Source organism: Marinifilum sp. N1E240, from assembly GCF_009295825.1.
Lineage (GTDB): Bacteria > Bacteroidota > Bacteroidia > Bacteroidales > Marinifilaceae > Marinifilum_A > Marinifilum_A sediminis.
On record NZ_WHKF01000007.1, the window covers coordinates 56,829 to 74,681 of the forward strand.

Annotated in this window: 14 protein-coding genes; 13 read left to right on the plus strand and 1 reads right to left on the minus strand. The window is 32.9% G+C overall.

Annotation, left to right across the window (positions count from 1 at the left end; translation table 11 throughout):
- Nucleotides 1–56: 56 nt before the first annotated feature.
- The gene (locus GCQ56_RS15955) at nucleotides 57–476 is read right to left on the minus strand and encodes an OsmC family protein (protein WP_152735532.1); all 420 of its coding nucleotides are present in this window, start codon (nucleotides 474–476) and stop codon (nucleotides 57–59) included.
- Nucleotides 477–797: 321 nt separating this feature from the next.
- Here GCQ56_RS15955 and GCQ56_RS15960 point away from each other — a divergent pair, with 321 nt between their 5' ends.
- The 13 genes from GCQ56_RS15960 to GCQ56_RS16020 all read left to right on the plus strand — a co-directional run bounded on the left by GCQ56_RS15960 (nucleotide 798) and on the right by GCQ56_RS16020 (nucleotide 17,844).
- Complete coding sequence (locus GCQ56_RS15960; protein ID WP_152735533.1) at nucleotides 798–1,502, plus strand: Crp/Fnr family transcriptional regulator; 705 nt, start codon at nucleotides 798–800, stop codon at nucleotides 1,500–1,502.
- A gap of 148 nt (nucleotides 1,503–1,650) precedes the next feature.
- Complete coding sequence (locus tag GCQ56_RS15965; protein WP_152735534.1) at nucleotides 1,651–4,251, plus strand: TonB-dependent receptor plug domain-containing protein; 2,601 nt, start codon at nucleotides 1,651–1,653, stop codon at nucleotides 4,249–4,251.
- Between the two features lie 291 nt (nucleotides 4,252–4,542).
- Complete coding sequence (locus tag GCQ56_RS15970; protein WP_152735535.1) at nucleotides 4,543–6,750, plus strand: peptidase domain-containing ABC transporter; 2,208 nt, start codon at nucleotides 4,543–4,545, stop codon at nucleotides 6,748–6,750.
- Nucleotides 6,751–6,764: 14 nt separating this feature from the next.
- Nucleotides 6,765–8,063 (plus strand): HlyD family secretion protein, encoded by a 1,299-nt coding sequence (locus GCQ56_RS15975; protein ID WP_152735536.1) that lies wholly within the window; start codon nucleotides 6,765–6,767, stop codon nucleotides 8,061–8,063.
- A 30-nt stretch (nucleotides 8,064–8,093) separates the two neighbouring features.
- Nucleotides 8,094–9,047, plus strand: coding sequence for an ROK family protein (locus GCQ56_RS15980; RefSeq protein ID WP_152735537.1), 954 nt, complete (start codon nucleotides 8,094–8,096; stop codon nucleotides 9,045–9,047).
- A gap of 45 nt (nucleotides 9,048–9,092) precedes the next feature.
- Complete coding sequence (locus GCQ56_RS15985; RefSeq protein WP_152735538.1) at nucleotides 9,093–10,082, plus strand: DUF3187 family protein; 990 nt, start codon at nucleotides 9,093–9,095, stop codon at nucleotides 10,080–10,082.
- Nucleotides 10,083–10,098: 16 nt separating this feature from the next.
- Complete coding sequence (locus tag GCQ56_RS15990; protein WP_152735539.1) at nucleotides 10,099–10,467, plus strand: YccF domain-containing protein; 369 nt, start codon at nucleotides 10,099–10,101, stop codon at nucleotides 10,465–10,467.
- Between the two features lie 373 nt (nucleotides 10,468–10,840).
- Entirely contained in the window at nucleotides 10,841–12,325 is a 1,485-nt protein-coding gene (locus GCQ56_RS15995) for a lipopolysaccharide biosynthesis protein (protein WP_152735540.1), read from the plus strand.
- A gap of 100 nt (nucleotides 12,326–12,425) precedes the next feature.
- Entirely contained in the window at nucleotides 12,426–12,860 is a 435-nt protein-coding gene (dut, locus tag GCQ56_RS16000; protein WP_152735541.1) for a dUTP diphosphatase, read from the plus strand.
- A gap of 102 nt (nucleotides 12,861–12,962) precedes the next feature.
- A complete protein-coding gene (locus GCQ56_RS16005; protein ID WP_152735542.1) occupies nucleotides 12,963–13,967 on the plus strand; it encodes a sugar phosphate nucleotidyltransferase in 1,005 nt (334 codons plus the stop codon).
- Between the two features lie 7 nt (nucleotides 13,968–13,974).
- Nucleotides 13,975–15,753, plus strand: a complete 1,779-nt coding sequence (locus GCQ56_RS16010) for a tetratricopeptide repeat protein (protein ID WP_152735543.1) — start codon at nucleotides 13,975–13,977, stop codon at nucleotides 15,751–15,753.
- Entirely contained in the window at nucleotides 15,743–16,609 is an 867-nt protein-coding gene (locus GCQ56_RS16015) for a DUF4292 domain-containing protein (RefSeq protein WP_152735544.1), read from the plus strand. Before GCQ56_RS16010 ends, GCQ56_RS16015 begins: the two co-directional genes overlap by 11 nt.
- A gap of 8 nt (nucleotides 16,610–16,617) precedes the next feature.
- Nucleotides 16,618–17,844: a murein hydrolase activator EnvC gene (locus GCQ56_RS16020; protein WP_152735545.1), complete on the plus strand. Its 1,227-nt coding sequence runs from the start codon at nucleotides 16,618–16,620 to the stop codon at nucleotides 17,842–17,844.
- Nucleotides 17,845–17,853 lie beyond the last annotated feature (9 nt).

Genomic DNA, 17,853 nt, shown 5'->3' on the forward strand with positions numbered 1-17,853 from the left:
CAAATCCCAAATCCCAATATGTAACATTTTTGGAATTCGAGATTTGGATTTTACTTTTACTCTTCGTGATAAATAATTTCGGAGGTAACCGGAATAACTTGCTTATAAAGCGCACTAACACCACAATATTCTTCTTCGGATAATTTTACGGCACGTTCTATTTTCTTTTTAGGAAGATCTTTGCCAAAAAATTCGTAAACAACGTGCATATTCTTGTAATAAGTTGGTTGACTTTCAGTTAATTCTCCATGAACTGCGACCTTAATATCACGAACTTCCACTCTCATTTTTTTGAGAATCATTGCCATATCAATTCCTGTGCAACCCGCCAGAGCAGTTAACATTAGTTTTTTTGGACGGAAACCTTTATCGTCACCACCAATATCAGTACCGGCATCAGTTATTATTTTGTGTCCATCCATATCTGCCTCGTAGGCTAGATTATCTAACCACGACATCTCTACAGTGTGTTTCATATTTATTAAAGTGTTTTAAATGTAAAGTTACAAGTAGCAAGTTATACGACCTGATAATATATTCCTAACTTATTTTTTAATCCTATTTCTGTTTATCTATAAAAATAAAAGTTTAATTTGAAACCAACTTAGCAAAAGCTATTGGAGAAGTAAAACTTAAATTAGTATATTTAGAGCTAATTCTAAACTAGGTGAGCTTAGAATTAGCAACAAACAAACACAGCAAAACGTCCACCTTTATTTTGTGGATTTTAAGCACATTATTTGATGTATTTAGTATAGCATAGTATTTCTAATTAGTGATTTCAGATTAAGTTGAAAATGAAGCAAAATTTAATTCTTCCTAATTGCAATCAATTAGCAGATAAATTCACCGAACGGTTTCCTGATCTTTCGGTAGATGATAAGAATCTTCTGTTCTGGGACGAAGATGTACATTTCCAAAAACGAGGAAGTGTTCTTTATAAAGAAGGTGACTTTGCCAAAGGATGCTATTTTTTGTATTCGGGCATACTAAAAGTGTTTAAAACCGGACTGGAAGGTAAGGAGCAGATATTGCGATTTGCCAAACCTGGTGATTTAATTGGTTTTAGATCGGTGTTAAGTCAGGAGCGATTTTGTACTTCTTCAAAGGTGATTGAAGATGCAATGGTAAGTTTTATTCCAGGTACAGTATTAACCAAGTTGATTCAGGAGAATTCCAACTTTGCGCTGGAGTTGATGAAAATGACCTGTAACGAATTGGGTGAAGCCAACAATTACATTACTGATATTGCACAAAAAACGGTTCGTGAACGATTGGCAGAAGTTTTAGTGCATTTAGAGGATACCTTTGGTCTAAATGATGAAGGAACCCTTAAAATATCGCTTACGCGTGAAGAACTCGCCAATATGGTAGGTACGGCTACCGAATCGGTTATTCGATTGCTATCGGAGTTTAAATCAGATAAACTGATTGAATTAAACGGTAGAAAAATTAAGATAATTAATAGCAATGCACTTAAAAAAACCGGTGGATTGATATAAGATATTAAGAATATATGTAAACCCCATTCGATATTATCGAATGGGGTTTTTTATCTAGGGTTAGTTTAAATAATGAATTATTTTAGATGAATTATGGATATTTATATAGTTTAGTAATAATACCACTTACTTAAATATCTTATTGATTATGAATAAATCAATTATTTTAACATTGATTTATCTCTGTTCTCAAGTAATAAATGTAGAAGCAACCATCATAGAGTATGAAATTGCAGAGAAGAACAAAAGAGATACAACCAAAAATTATTTAACTACCGTTGTTAAAAACGAAAATACTGATTTGATACTATCGGTACAGGAATTATTTTTAGGTAAAATATCAGGTTTGAGTATAACAAAACTTAATGGTGATCCAGGATCGTCATATAAATTTCAATCACGTGGTGTATCTTCATTGTATAGTAAGGGCGATCATCCGTTGGTTTTTTTTGATGGTATCCAAATATTAGTACAGCCTGAGGAATTTGGTAATTTTCTAAATACGATAAATCCTGCTGATATAGAATCTATAGAATTTTTAAAGAATGCAGCGGATATCGCTTTATATGGATATCAGGCGGGTAATGGTGTATTAATTATTAAAAGTAAAAAAAGTACTGGTAAAAAACCTATTTCAATAAGTTTTGATAACTCAGTATCAATATCGAGTAGAAGCAATACAGTTGATGTTTTAAATGCAAACCATTATAAATCAGCAATGAATACATATTTGCCTTCTTCTTATTCTGAATATTTGACAATGTTGGGAAATTCTGATACTGATTGGCAGGAAGAGGTTTTACAGTCTACTTTCGGAAATCATCAAAACTTGGCTATTTCAGGTAGGATAGGTAAAACATTTTACCGTGTTTCTGGTGGACATGATAAGCAGAAAGGTGTACTAAAAGAATCTGATTATGCTAGGTGGACTAGTCGATTAAATTTAAACAGGTTACTTTTTAAGGATCGATTGAAATTGAGCTTTGGATTTGGTACGTCTAGAGTTGATCATTCATTTGGTAATTTGGATGCTTATTACGCTGCTATGCGATTTAATCCAACATTACCTTTATCTATTCAGGAATCAGAAGAGTATCCTCTTAAGGTCAACACTTATATTGGACAAGGTAATCCTCTTAATATCTTGAATAATTCAGAAAATGAAATTGATCAGCGAAATTGGACTATCAACTTTAAAGCAGAGTATGAAGTACCTTTTTTACCAGGTGTAAATGCAGAAATTTACTTAGGCAAGAATAAATCTAATGATAAATCATATAATGCTCAGGCTAGCCGATACTATATGAATAATGAAATTTTTATTGAGGCTAATGCTAACACATTTGATCTGAATTCTAACTTGTTTAAAGGAGGATTAAATTATCAAAAAAAGTTTAACACTCTTATATCAGCCTTAAATGTTAGTATAGGATATATAAAGCAAACGGATAGATTAAAAAAAAGAAAAATTACCGCCAGTAATTCTATTAATAAGAATGATTACAATATTGAGAATTTTGGTTATCAGATATTGGATCAAAATTATCTTAATAATCTTAGTGATTCTTACTTTAGTCTCGAGACTGAATTTACTCATTTACGTAGTAAAATGGAATCCTTGTATGGGAGATTATCTATTGAATTAACGGATAAACTTTCTGTTATTGGAAATTATAGAATGGATACTGATGAAGATTGGAATGAAAAAGTTTATTCTGCATCGGCAGGAGTGTCATATCAATTATTGAGTAGACCAAGGAAAACTTCATATGTAAACAACATTGGAATTAGATTGGGACATGGACTTATTGGAAAAGGAAATAAGTCCTCAGTAAAAGCTTATCTGAATAGAATTTATACAAGTAATATCGGTGTTGATATGAGTTTTTTTAATGGTCGTTTGAATGCGGTAATTGAAGGATATATTGAAAAAAGTAAAAACTTACCTTTTGAGGTTGATGTATATTCAGGTTCTAGTCATAGTACAAAGACTATTTATGATGGACAATTTGATAATAAGGGAATTGAATTCACAGTTTCTGCGGTTCCAATTGTTATTAAAGATTTAAATTGGACTTTACATTTTAATGCAAATTACAATAGGAACGAATTTAATAATTTTGAATATTTCCTAACTGTAAACAACCCGATTACAGGTTATGGTAGTACAATTCAGTATACAGCAACAGGGGAAACATATAACTCATATTATGTCCTTAAGCAAGTATATGATAGTAATGGTAAACCAATAGAGGGGATGTACAAAGATGTTAATAATGATGGGAGTGTAGATCACAGTGATAGACGATTCTATAAAAGTGCAGAACCTAAAATATTAATTGGATTTACATCCAATATCCAATATAAAAATTGGGATGTTAATCTTAAATTACGTTCCGCAATAGGAAATTATATGTATAATAATATAGATGCTTATTTGGGGACTTTTGGTCTGTTGCCTGATAACAGGACAAAAGATGCTCTGTATACTAACTTTAAATATCGACCATATTTTTCGGATTACTATGTACAGAAAGCATCTTTTGTACGTATGGAGAACTTTACAATTGGTTATTCATTTAAGCAGTTTTTAGGCAAAGATATTAAAGCACGTTTTTATGCAGGGGGGAAAAATCTTTTTACAATTACTGATTATAAGGGATTAAATCCTGAAGCACCAAATGGAATTGATTACAATAATTATCCTCAGGCAAGAATATTTACTTTTGGTCTTCAGTTCGATTTTTAGTGTGGTAATGGGAAAGTTTGTTTGAATTCATCAATCAAACTTGATATTGTTTAAAATAATAATTTTAACTATTCAAACATAAAGCCCTTAGCAAGCTTAATTTATTTTAAATTTTACTAAGCATTTATGAAGTTTATTAAAAGGTAAATAGGATCAATATATGATTAATTCAGGTAAAGGATCGTTAATCTATGATAAATCAATTTTAACCTATTTTTTTGTTTAGTGCAAATTCAACTATTTTCCCTATTTTTATGCTACCATATACCAATTGCTAACTAATAATCTATTTTGAAAAAGAAATTCCCTCACTTCCGCCAGTTGGATGCCATGGATTGTGGTCCTACTTGTTTGAGAATGATTGCCAAGCATTATGGCAAAACATTCAGCTTGCAATCTTTAAGAGATAAATCTCACATTACCCGCGAGGGAGTTTCTATGCTTGGTATTGCCGATGCTGCCGAAAGCATTGGTTTAAAAACTATGGGCGTTCGAATTTCGTTCGAGCAATTAGAGAAAGATGCACCTCTTCCGGCGATTTGTCATTGGGGACAGAATCATTTTGTAGTGGTTCATAAAATCGAGACCAAAAGGGGTAAAACAACAGTTCATGTTGCCGATCCGGGTTCTGGATTATTGAAATTTACTAAGGAGGAGTTTAAAAAGCAATGGGCAAGCACGCAAAGCCAGGGAGAATTGAAGGGCTTGTGTTTATTAGTTGAAACTACTCCTGATTTTTACAGTCAAAGTGATGAAGATGTTTCTAATAAAAAGAGTATTGGATTTCTTTTGAAATATCTTAAACCTTATCGTAAATTTTTAATTCAGCTGATATTGGGAATGCTTTTTGGAAGTATGCTTCAGTTGATTTTCCCGTTTCTTACCCAATCGGTTGTTGATGTTGGTATCAATACACAGAACCTCAATTTTATTTATTTGGTTCTGATAGCGCAATTGGTGTTGTTTGTTTCACGAATGTCTGTTGAGTTCATTAGATCGTGGATCTTACTACACATTTCAACCAGAATTAATATATCATTGATATCTGATTTTCTGATTAAGCTGATGAAATTGCCAATTGGCTTTTTTGATATCAAAATGATTGGAGATTTATTACAAAGGATTCAAGATCATACAAGAATCGAAAATTTCTTGACATCGTCAACATTAAATGTATTGTTCTCGATGGTAAATTTGGTGATTTTCGGAGCTGTATTGGCAGTTTATAACATGCAGATTTTCTTTATTTTTCTTTTAGGTTCTGCATTGTATTTAATTTGGGTGAACTTGTTCTTACGTAAACGTCGTGAGTTGGATGGCAAACGTTTCGCTCAATTGTCAAGCAATCAAAATTCTTTGGTACAGTTAATTACCGGAATGCAAGAAATTAAGCTGAACAATTGTGAAAAGCAAAAACGTTGGGAATGGGAACAAATTCAGGCAGAATTGTTTCAGGTTCGAACCAAAGGCTTAGCTTTAAATCAGTATCAAATATCAGGTTCAATATTTTTTAACGAAACCAAGAATATCATTATCACTTTTTTGGCAGCAAAAGCAGTTGTGGACGGTCAAATGACACTCGGTATGATGATGGCTGTTCAGTATATTATTGGTCAGTTAAACTCACCCTTAGATAATTTGGTTCAGGTAATTCATTCGTGGCAAGATGCTAAAATTTCTTTGGAACGATTGGGCGAAATACACGAAATGAAAAATGAGGAAGAACATTCAGATGAAAAAATTAGCGAAATTCCAGGAGAGAAAACCATAAATATTGACAAAGTTTGCTTCCAATATGAAGGTCCTCATTCCGAAATGGTTTTGAACGAAGTTAATTTGGATGTAGAGCATGGTAAAACTACAGCTATTGTAGGAGCATCGGGTAGTGGTAAAACTACTTTAATTAAACTGATGTTAGGTTTTTATCCTACTACAAAGGGTAGAATTTCATTAGGTGGAGTTACTTTGGCAAATTACAGTTCTTCTATGTGGAGACAAAACTGTGGTGTTGTAATGCAGGACGGGTTTATTTTCTCGGATACTATTGCAAAAAACATTGCTGTAGGAGTTGAGCATATCGATAAAAAGAGATTGCTTTATGCAGTGCAAGTTGCCTGTATCGATCAATTTATAGAAACCTTACCATTGCGATATAATACCAATATTGGTGCGAATGGTCACGGTTTAAGCCAAGGTCAGAAACAAAGAATACTAATTGCTCGTGCGGTTTATAAGAATCCTGAATTTCTTTTCTTCGATGAAGCTACAAATGCATTAGATGCCAATAATGAATTGGCAATTATGGAGAATTTGGATGAGTTCAATAAGGGTAGAACTGTTGTGGTGGTTGCACACCGATTAAGTACAGTGCGTAATGCTGATAAGATTATCGTTTTGGAAAAAGGGGAAATTGTTGAGCAAGGTACACATGAAGAATTAACACGTTTAGAAGGTAAGTATTATCAGTTGGTTAAAAATCAGTTGGAATTAGGGAATTAAATTTGTGTCTAAAAATGGAGAAAGATAACAATATAGAGTTACGTTCGGACGAAGTAAAAGAGATTTTAGGTAGAGTTCCGAACTGGATCATTCGAAGTGGAACCACACTGTTTTTTGTTGTAATATTCACAATAATAGTTGGTAGTTACTTTTTTAAATATCCTGATATTATCGGATCTAGATTGGTATTAAGTACATTGAATCCACCAGCTGAATTAGTCGCTCGATCTTCAGGAAAGATTCAAATTTTATACGTTGAAGATAATCAAGAAGTCAAAAAAGGAAACCTTCTGGCAATTATTGATAATCCTGCGATTATTGATGACGTATTTTTGTTAAAAGAAAGATTGGATGTTTTCCAGGGACATTTAACTGGAAAGGAGAGTATTGAATCAAATTTATTGGAAAGTAATTTTAGATTAGGTGAAATTCAGTCGTATTATAATGGTTTTTTAAAAGCTTATGTAGATTATCATCGCTTTTTCGAACTTGAGTATTATGACAGAAAGATTGTATCTCTTAATGATCAGGTAAGTAAATACAATATGTTTTACGATCGCCAATATCAGCAAAAAAAGATCTTGGAAAGTGAATTGGCTATTTCTAAGAAGCAATATGTAAGGGATTCCTCGCTTTATCAAAGAGGAGTAATTTCCCAATCTGATTTTCAGAATGCGAAGAAAAAATACTTGGATCAATCCTATACATTTCACGGATCACGTACATCTTTGGCATCAACTCAGATAAGTATTTCTGAAGTTAAACAGCAAATTATCGATATGGAATTGCAGAAAGAGAATGAGAGAAAGGAACTGCAAAACTTGATGATCCAAACCTTTGATAATTTAACTGCACAGATTGATATTTGGGAACAGAGATACATAATAAAATCTCCAATAGATGGAAAGGTTAGTTTCAATAAATTTTACAGTTCCAATCAAAATGTTGAACAGGGAGAAAGAGTTTTCACCGTTTTGCCAAACGATTCAACCGAAATTATTGCGAAAGTTGAATTGGGCATAAGTGGTGCAGGTAAAGTAAAAGTTGGACAACGAGTGAATATAAAATTAGATAATTATCCTTATCTTGAGTATGGAATGTTGGAAGGAACTATACAATCGATATCAAAAATCCCTGAGGATCAGAAATATACTTTAGATGTTGATTTTCCTAAAGGATTAGTGACTAATTACGGTATAGAGCTTGAATTTGCACAAAAAATTGAAGGTGATGCCGAAATTATTACTGAGGATCTGCGATTATTACAAAGAATATTTAGTCCATTGAGAGCTCTATTGAAGGAAAGATTGTAGGTTTCTTATCTAATTTTAAAAAATTGGATTATGGAGAAACTCGCGGTTGGAATTGATATAGGAGGAACATACACAGTATTTGGCTTAGTTGATCGAAATGGCAATATTGTAGAGGAAGGAGAATTTTACACCAAAAATTTTTCTGATTTCAATCTGTTTATCGATGAACTTTTTACTAAAATTAAGAGCTTATTATCAACATGTAAAAACGAATTTGAAATTGTAGGAGTAGGAGTGGGAGCCCCAAATGCCAATTTTTATAATGGTTTTATTCAAGACGCATCTAATCTTCCTTGGAAAGGGAAACTTCCTTTGGGGGATATGTTAAAAGAACTGTTTCAACTTCCGGTTTATATTACTAATGATGCCAACGCTTCCGCTATTGCTGAAATGATTTATGGTGGTGCTAAGGGATTAAGTAATTTCATGGTTTTAACCTTAGGAACTGGTTTAGGAAGTGGAATTGTTATCAATAACGAATTGGTGTATGGACACTCTGGTTTTGCCGGCGAAATAGGACATATTATAGCTCGCCCTGAGGGTAGACAATGCGGATGTGGTCGTTACGGCTGTTTGGAAACTTATGTGTCTGCAACGGGGATTAAAAGAACAGTTAGTAAATTGTTAGCGAAATACTCATATAGTAGTGAATTAAGAAGTATTCCCTATAATAAAATGAGTGCTAAACGATTGGCAAATGCAGCTTATAAAGGTGATAAAATCGCAATAGAAGCATTCGAATTTACCGGAAAAATATTAGGTATGGCTTTGGCAAATGTAATTGCCTTAAACAACCCGCAATCCATTTTTCTTACTGGAGGATTATCTAAAGCAGGAGACTTAATTTTAAAACCAACCAAGTACCATATGGAGGAGAACCTACTTTCTGTATTCGAAGGGATGACTAATTTAAAGTTAACATCGGTTAATGGAAATTCTGGTATTTTGGGCTCTTCGGCAATGGTATGGAAACTAGTAGAATAATTTGTAGATTTGATAGCTTTATCAATAAAACACCATTAGTATTAAATGAGATTTCTATTTATTTTATTTACTCTTATCCTTATTTGCTCCAATACTTTAGTTGGGCAATTTCGAATAGAGCCATTCCCAACTCATAATCAAAGCCCATTAATTCATTTCTTTGGTATGCCGGTTAATACTGGAGGGAAGGTTTTAGGAAAGGGTGAATTCATTTTTAATAACTATTTAAATATCTCAAATAGTGCTACTCGATCCAGGATTTTAGAAGAAGCCATTTATCTCGATGGTGAGTTGTACCGTAATGATTTTTCTGTTCGATATGGACTATCCAATAAATTAGAACTTGGTATAAATATACCACTTGTAAAGCATGCTGGAGGTATTATGGACCCTTTTATTAAAGGTTGGCATAGTGCTTTTGGTTTGCCTGGTAAATCCAGAGAGGTGATGCCAAATCAGCATTTAGCCTACATGTACATGGAAAACAATAAAGCGGTATTGTTAATGGAAAAAAGTGAGTTTGATATTGGGGATATTTCTTTGAATTTAGCTACTCAACTATTTAAAGGTAAGTATAATAATTTAACAATTAAAGTATTTTTCAAATTTGCTACTGGCGATAAGACTAACTTGATTGGAAGCGGAACGAATGATTATGGTATTCAAATTTCTGGGGAAAATACATCCATTATAAAATCAAGAAATTTGAGTTTTTTTTATTCAACAGGATTTTTGAAAATTGGTTCTGGTGCATTGTTATCAGATAAACTAAGTAAGAATTTATTTTTTGGAAATATTGGTTGTGGTGTTAAGTTGAAGAATAAATTTATCCCTAAATTACAGTTCGATTTTCATTCCGAGTTTTACAAACAATCAGCAACAAAACAACTTGGAAATAAGTCGATACAAATGGTTTTGGGAACTGATTACCTTGTAACAAATACTATTAAATTTTCAGCTTCCTTTACTGAAGATTTGATTGTAAATACTTCGCCTGATTTTGTGTTACAGTTTGGTGTATCGTTTAAATTATAATTTATAAATAGTTGATATGAAGATCATTGGAAATATTATTTGGATAATTTTTGGTGGATTATTTATTTTCTTGGAATATATAATCACAGGGTTTTTAATGTGTTTAACGATCGTTGGTATACCATTTGGTCTAAAAATCATGCAATTATCCATCTTGGGATTAGCTCCTTTTGGTCAAAAGGTGGAATACAATGAGCATGCCGGTGGGTGTCTTAGTATTATCTTAAATATTATTTGGATTTTTATTGGTGGTATTTGGATTGCTTTAACCCATCTTGTGTTTGCTCTGTTCTTTGCATTAACAATAATTGGAATTCCTTTTGCTGTTCAGCATGTTAAATTAGCGGGATTTGCACTTACTCCATTTGGGAAAAGTATTCGGTAAGACAAAAGTCTATAAAAAAGAATATCCCGGCCTAAGAGGCACGGGATTTTCACAAAATACTTAAACAACAAACACTAACATAAACGTTCCTTAACGCGTATGAAGAGCAAATGTGGGAAAAATATATTGGATATGAAAGTATTCAGAAATATATAATGATAAAATTATCAGATACTTCCACCGAAAACGTTTGTATCACTCTTATTTATTTTCGATATAAATACTGAAAGGTCTTTTTTTCGAATTAAATTTAGAATTGCTCCACGTGGAACACTGTAAAAAATGTTGAGTATTCATTTTCAGATGCTTTCCTTAAAAGCTCGTCATGAAAAATCTCATATCTTTGCACTTTTAATCGAAATACTATAAAAAATTGAACCCACTTAAGAAACTTGCTGGTGAAACTGCCATTTATGGAGTTAGCTCGATTGTTGGTCGCTTTTTAAATTGGCTATTGTTTCCAATTTATACATACATTTTTGCACCGGATGAATATGGTGTTGTTGCCAATTTAATGTCTTACGTTGCTCTTTTGCTCGTTTTACTTACTTATGGTATGGAAACCGGTTATTTTCGGTTTGCCAATAAGGATGGAAAGGCTGACATTACATTTTCTACTGGTTTTTTAAGTTTAACAACTACCACTTTATTATTCTGGTTTTTTGTTCTTGTTTTTATAAATCCGCTAGGTATATTTTTAAAAATACCTGAGCACCAGGAGTATATCTTACTTCTTGCAATAACCCTTGGATTAGATGCAATTACAGCTTTACCTTTTGCAAAACTTCGTTTGCAAAACAGAGCCTTTCGTTATGCAGGATTAAAGTTGTTCAATATTTTTATCAATCTAGGAATCAATTTATTTTTCCTTGTACTTTGTCCATGGATTTATGAAAACTTTCCCAACATCCCTATAGAAACCATTTGGAATCCTGAAATTGGAATTGGCTATATCTTTATTGCATATTGCGTGGCATCTATTGCTAATTTCCTTTTATTACTGCCAGATTTTAAAATGTTTAGATTTCAAATTCATTGGCAATTACTTAAAGATATTCTGAGCTATTCATGGCCTATTTTGATTGTTGGTGCCTGCGGAATGATTAATATCAATTTAGATAAGATACTGCTGCCAAAATTAATTCCTGCAGAATTAAATCCTATGCACCAAACAGGTATTTACGCAGCAAATTACAAACTGGCGGTTGTTATGACTTTATTCATTCAGGCATTTCGATACGCTTTTGAACCCTTCTTTTTTGCTCAAGCAAAAGAGAAAAACTCAAAACAAGTTTATGCTGACGTTCTAAAGTATTTTACTGTATTTGGGATGTTTATTTTTCTGGGTGTAATGTTCTATATGGACATTGTAAAATTTCTAATTAAATCTACATATCACGAAGGATTAAGTATCGTACCTTATGTATTGTTGGGTAATTTTTTCTTTGGTGTATTTTACTCACTATCCTTATGGTATAAGCTCAGCGATAAAACTCGATATGGTGCTTTATTGGCAATTATAGGTTCAATTATTACTATAGTTCTAAACTTCTTATTAGTACCTAGAATTGGTTATATGGGAGCTGCATATGCTGTATTCATCTGCTTTATTTTAATGATGATTGTTTCATATTACCTGGGGCAGAAATATTATCCAGTACCGTATGATTTAAAAAGAATTTTCCTCTACTTTCTTGCTGCAATGCTTTTATATTGGATTAGTTCTCAAATTCAATTCGATAATCAATGGCTTAAAATGGCTGCAAAAACACCTTTATTTATCGGATTTATAATTTTGGTGATTCAAAAAGAAGGCTTGTGGAATCCACTTTTAAAGTTGCTTCGTTTGAAAAAATAGCTTCAAGCATCGCTTCATTTTTTTTATCTTTCATAAGAGGATTGAAAAATGTATCTTAGCCATTCATTTAAAAGGGTGTTCATTTAAGGAATTTTATTCAATGAAAGTTAAAATCGTTAATAAATCGAAACACGATTTACCAAAATACAGTACTGAGTTATCTGCGGGTATGGACCTAAGGGCCAACATTTCGGAACCAGTTTTTCTTAAATCTTTGGAGAGAAAATTGATAAAAACGGGTTTATTTATAGAGCTTCCTGCTGGCTATGAGGCTCAAATAAGACCAAGAAGTGGAATGGCTTTGAAGGAGGGGATTACTGTTTTAAATACTCCAGGAACTATCGATGCAGATTATCGTGGCGAAATTGGTGTAATTCTGGCAAACCTTTCCAATGAGGTAGTTGAAATTAATGATGGAGACAGAATTTGCCAAATGGTTATAGCTGCTCACGAAACTGTTAGCTGGGAACCAGTTGAAGAGTTAGAAGTATCGGAACGCGGTGCCGGAGGATTTGGACATACCGGAAAAGGTTAAAGCGTTAAAAATTATTAATTTGGATCAAAACAACTTTCTAAAGCTTACATTTGATCCCAATTTTACCTATTTTATACATTACTACTACAAATTAATCAGTAAATGAAGATTATTGTACCTATGGCAGGGATGGGAAAGCGTATGCGCCCACATACCCTTACCGTACCAAAACCATTGATTCCTATTGCAGGAAAACCTATTGTTCAACGTTTAGTTGAAGAAATTGCTAAAGTTTCGAATGATAAGATTGATGAAATTGCTTTTATCATTGGCGATTTTGGCAAGGAAGTTGAGAATACTTTGTGCGATATTGCAGAAAATTTGGGTGCTAAGGCAAGTATCTATTATCAAACAGAAGCATTAGGAACAGCTCATGCTATTCACTGTGCTGCACCATCATTATCAGATAAAGTAGTTGTTGCTTTTGCGGATACTTTGTTCAAGGCAGATTTTGTTCTGGATGCTGATGCGGATAGTGTAATTTGGGTGCAGAAAGTTGAAGATCCTTCGGCATTCGGTGTTGTTAAGCTTGGCGAAGACAGTAAAATTACCGACTTTGTAGAGAAGCCTCAGGAGTTTGTTTCCGATTTGGCAATTATTGGTATTTACTATTTTAAAGATGGTGAAAACCTTAAGAACGAATTACAGTACTTGTTAGATAATAAAGTTGTTGTTAATGGAGAATATCAGTTAACAGATGCTTTAGAAAACATGAAAAATAAAGGACTGGTATTTAAACCAGGGCAAGTTATAGAATGGATGGATTGTGGTAATAAAGATGCAACAGTTCATACAAATCAGAGAATTTTAGAATATCACAAAGATGATGAACTGGTTTGTTCATCGGCATATCATGAAAATTCTATTATTATCCCTCCATGTTATATTGGAGAAAACGTTAAAATTGTTAATTCGGTAGTGGGACCACACGTATCAGTTGGTTCTGGATCTACTGTAAGTAATACATTGGTTCGCAATTCAATAATTCAGAGAAATTCAAACTTAGAGCATTTGAACCTTGATAATTCAATGGTTGGAAATCACGTGGATATTCAAGGAGATGTTTCTGAATTGAATGTTGGAGATTTTGCGAGCTTTTCAAAATAGATAGCGGATGAAAGCGGGAAGTAAATTAATGATAGCATTAATTGCTGGGGGAATTCTGATTTCAGGATCACCGGTAATTGCAAAGAATATGAACTCTGCACTTAGAAAAGAGAAGGTGCAGAAGGATGTGAAGTTAACAGAACAACAAAAATTAGAGTTTGATTTTGCATTTGCAGAAGCAACTAAATCTGTTTTGTTAGGTGAGATTGAGAAAGGGATTTCTTTGTATGCTTCCTGCATCAAAATTGATCCATCAAGCGCTGTTGTGAGATATGAACTGGCTAACATTTATTTAAGTCAGGGAAATTTAAACAGCGCTTTGGAATTATCTCGAGGAGCAGTTAAATTAAAACCACAGAATCTTTGGTACCAAATTCAATTGGCAAATATCTATCAGAAAAAATCGATGATAGATCATGCTTGTAAAGTATATGATGAGTTGATTGAAATGAACCCGGAGCGCAATGATTTTTACTATTTGCAAGCCTCTCTTTATGCTTCGGTTGAAAAATTTAAAGAAGCTATTGAAGTCTATAATCGTTTGGAAAAGAAAGTCGGTGTTCAAGAAGGTGTTTCTTTAGAAAAAGAAAGACTTTATTTAAAGTTAGGCGATAGGAAAATGGCCTACGCAGAGGTTGAAAAATTGATTAAAAAGTATCCTTATAGAGCTGAATTTTACGGCATGCTTGCAGATTTGTACCTTGCAGATAATGAAGAGGAAAAAGCATTTAAGCAATACAAAGAAATATTAAAGGTTGATCCAAATAATGGATTGGTACACTTTTATCTGGCTGATTTTTACAGAAAAAAAGGTGAGGTAGAGAAAAGTAATGTTTCATTGGCTAAAGCATTTGCTCAGCAGGAGATAGAAGCAGATCAAAAAATTCAGTATTTAATTGCCATGCTGATGAATCCTGATCAAGCCAAGTTTACCGATGAATATTTAAAAAGCCTTTTGGATACTCTGGTAGAAATTCACCCTGGACATGTAAGAGTTCATGCTCTTTATGCTGATTACTTGCGTAAAAGAGATGATAACGAAGGTGCAAAATATCATTTGGAAAAGGTTTTAGAAGAAGAAAAATCGAACTATGTTGTTTGGGAAGAATTGTTGTTAATTCACAATCAATTGTTGGATTTTGATAGCATGCTTAAAGTTAGTTCTGAGGCGATAAATTATTTCCCAAGCCAACCATTACTCTATGTTTTTAAGGGTGTTGCATCAGCTCAAAAAGAGGATTATAAAACTGCTATAGAGGCATTCGAAGATGGAATTTCTTACATTGGAGATAATGTTCAATTGAGAATTCAATTTAAAACTTACATGGGTGATGCTTATTATCAAGCTGGAAATTCTGAAAAAGCCTTTAAAGCTTATGACGAGGTTTTACTTTTTGATCCAAATAATGTAATAGTACTAAACAACTACAGTTACTATTTGTCAGTGTTAGGCAAAAACCTTGAAAAGGCAAAAGAAATGAGTTCACTTTGTGTTGAATTGGAATCCGAAAATTCAACCTATTTGGATACTTACGCTTGGGTTTTGTATCAATTGGGTCAATATAAAGAAGCTATAATTCCTATGGAAAAAGCAATGCAACACGGTGGTGAAGAGTCTGCTGTTGTTGTCGAGCATTATGGTGATATTCTTTTTCGCTTAGGCAACAATGAAAAGGCGTTAGAAGAGTGGAAGAAAGCAGTGGAGATAGGTGAAGGATCAGAGTATCTTGCCGAAAAGGTTAAAACAGGTGTAATTCCTGAGAAGACAAAGAAGAATGAAGAGTAATTTAAATTCAAAAATAGTATTAGGGATTTTGTTTGTAATTATTGCCTTTTTTAATGTTTCCTGTAAAACAGTACATGAGTTAGGCGTAGTTAAAGCAAAGCCAATATCCGATGGTAAACTGTACAGAGGATTAATAGATAGTAGCCTTCACTACAATACATTTTATGTAAAAAAATTCTCAGCAAGCTTTACTGTTGATGGTGTAAAAAAGAACTTTAAGGGTTCTATGAAAATTCAGAAAGACAGTTTAATTTGGATGTCAATTACAGCTCCGGTAGGTGGGATAGAGGTGGCTAGAATGCTTATTAGTAAGGATTCGGTCAAGATGATTGACAGATTAAAAAAGAAGTATTTTGTTGATGATTTTAATTTTTTTAGAGAAAAGTTAAATGTTGATTTAAACTTCGAAACCTTACAAAGTATATTAACAAATTCGGTATTTACGGCTGTTAATAATGATAAAGGAAAATCTTTTGTGAGAGGTTTTAATGGAAGAATAATCGATAACATGTATGTTTTCATTTCTGAAAAATCACGTAAGGTGGACAGAAAATTAAGGAAGGATAAATTAAAGAAATTGAATCGTTTCGGTTATCAGAGAGTTGACATAGATCCGTCTTTAATGAGAATTACTGATGTTTTGGTGAAAGATTTCGATGATGCCCGTGATATTAATGTAAAATATCGTGATTTTAAATCTTTTGAGGAGGAGAAGTTTCCTCAGCGTTTGAGCTTTCAAGTGAATGATCCGAAACATTTATTATCTTGTAGCATTAAATTTAATAAAATATCTTTCGACGAAAAGCTTAGATTTTCTTTTAAAATTTCGAGTAAATACGAAAGAATTTATCCCTAAATAGCATTATGGGCAAATCAACATTTTCTTACGTTAAAATAATGCAGTATGTACTAATTTTATTGATGTTACTATCAGTGGAATCATTTGCACAAACTTCGGTCTCAACACTTAAAAAACGTAAAGAACAAAACGAAAAGGACATTGCCTATACCAATACTCTTCTAAAAAATACAGTTAAGAATAAAAAGGTTAGCCTTGGGCGATTGTCTCTCTTAAATCAACGTATAAATGCTCGACAGGAATTAATAAAATCTATTGGAATTGAAATTTCACACATCGGTAAAGAAATTGATGAAATTAATTCTGAGATTGAAGATCTGGAAGAAGAATTAGACAAGTTGAAAAAGCAGTATGCAAAAGTAATTGTCTATGCCTATAAGCAAAAAAATTCCTACGAAAAACTGTTGTTTTTGCTATCATCAAAAGACTTTAATCAGGCTTATAAGAGGTATAAGTACTTGCAACAATTTTCTGAATATAGCAGAAAGCAGGGCATAAATATTGGTAAAAAAAGAAAAAATCTTGATGCAAAAGCTTTAGAATTGAAGAAGGTTAAAGTTGAGAAGGAAATTCTTTTGAGCCAAAAGACCGACGAAAATATTACACTTACGAACGAAAAAGGTGAGCAGGCTGCTTTAGTACAAAAACTAAAGAAGAGAGAAAAGCAGTTAAGAGATGATCTGCGCAAGCAAAAAAGATATACACAAAAGCTTGAGAAAGAAATTCAAAGAATAATTGCCAGACAAGCCAAATTGGCTACAAAATCGAAAAAAGGTTCTGGTAAATATGGCTTAACACCAGAAGAAAAAGTTCTGTCTGCAAATTTTGGATCTAACAAAGGAAAATTGCCTTGGCCTACTAAAACAGGTTTTATTTCTGAAAAATTTGGAGAGCATCCACATCCGGTACTTAAGCATGTTAGAGTCAGAAACGATGGTGTAAACATTACGACGGACCAAAAATCAGATTGTCGAACTATTTTTAAAGGTGAAGTCACTCATATTCTTTCCATGCCAGGATTGAATAATGTAATCATTATTCGTCACGGAGAATATTTTTCAGTATACTCGAATTTGGCAACTGTAAATGTAAAAAAAGGCGATATTGTTAATTCCAAAGAAAAAATTGGTGTGGTATACACCGATAAGGCTCAAAGCACAACAGTTCTTAAATTTCAGTTATGGAAGGGAAGTACTAAATTAAATCCTGCCATTTGGTTGTATCGTAATTAGTCAAAATCC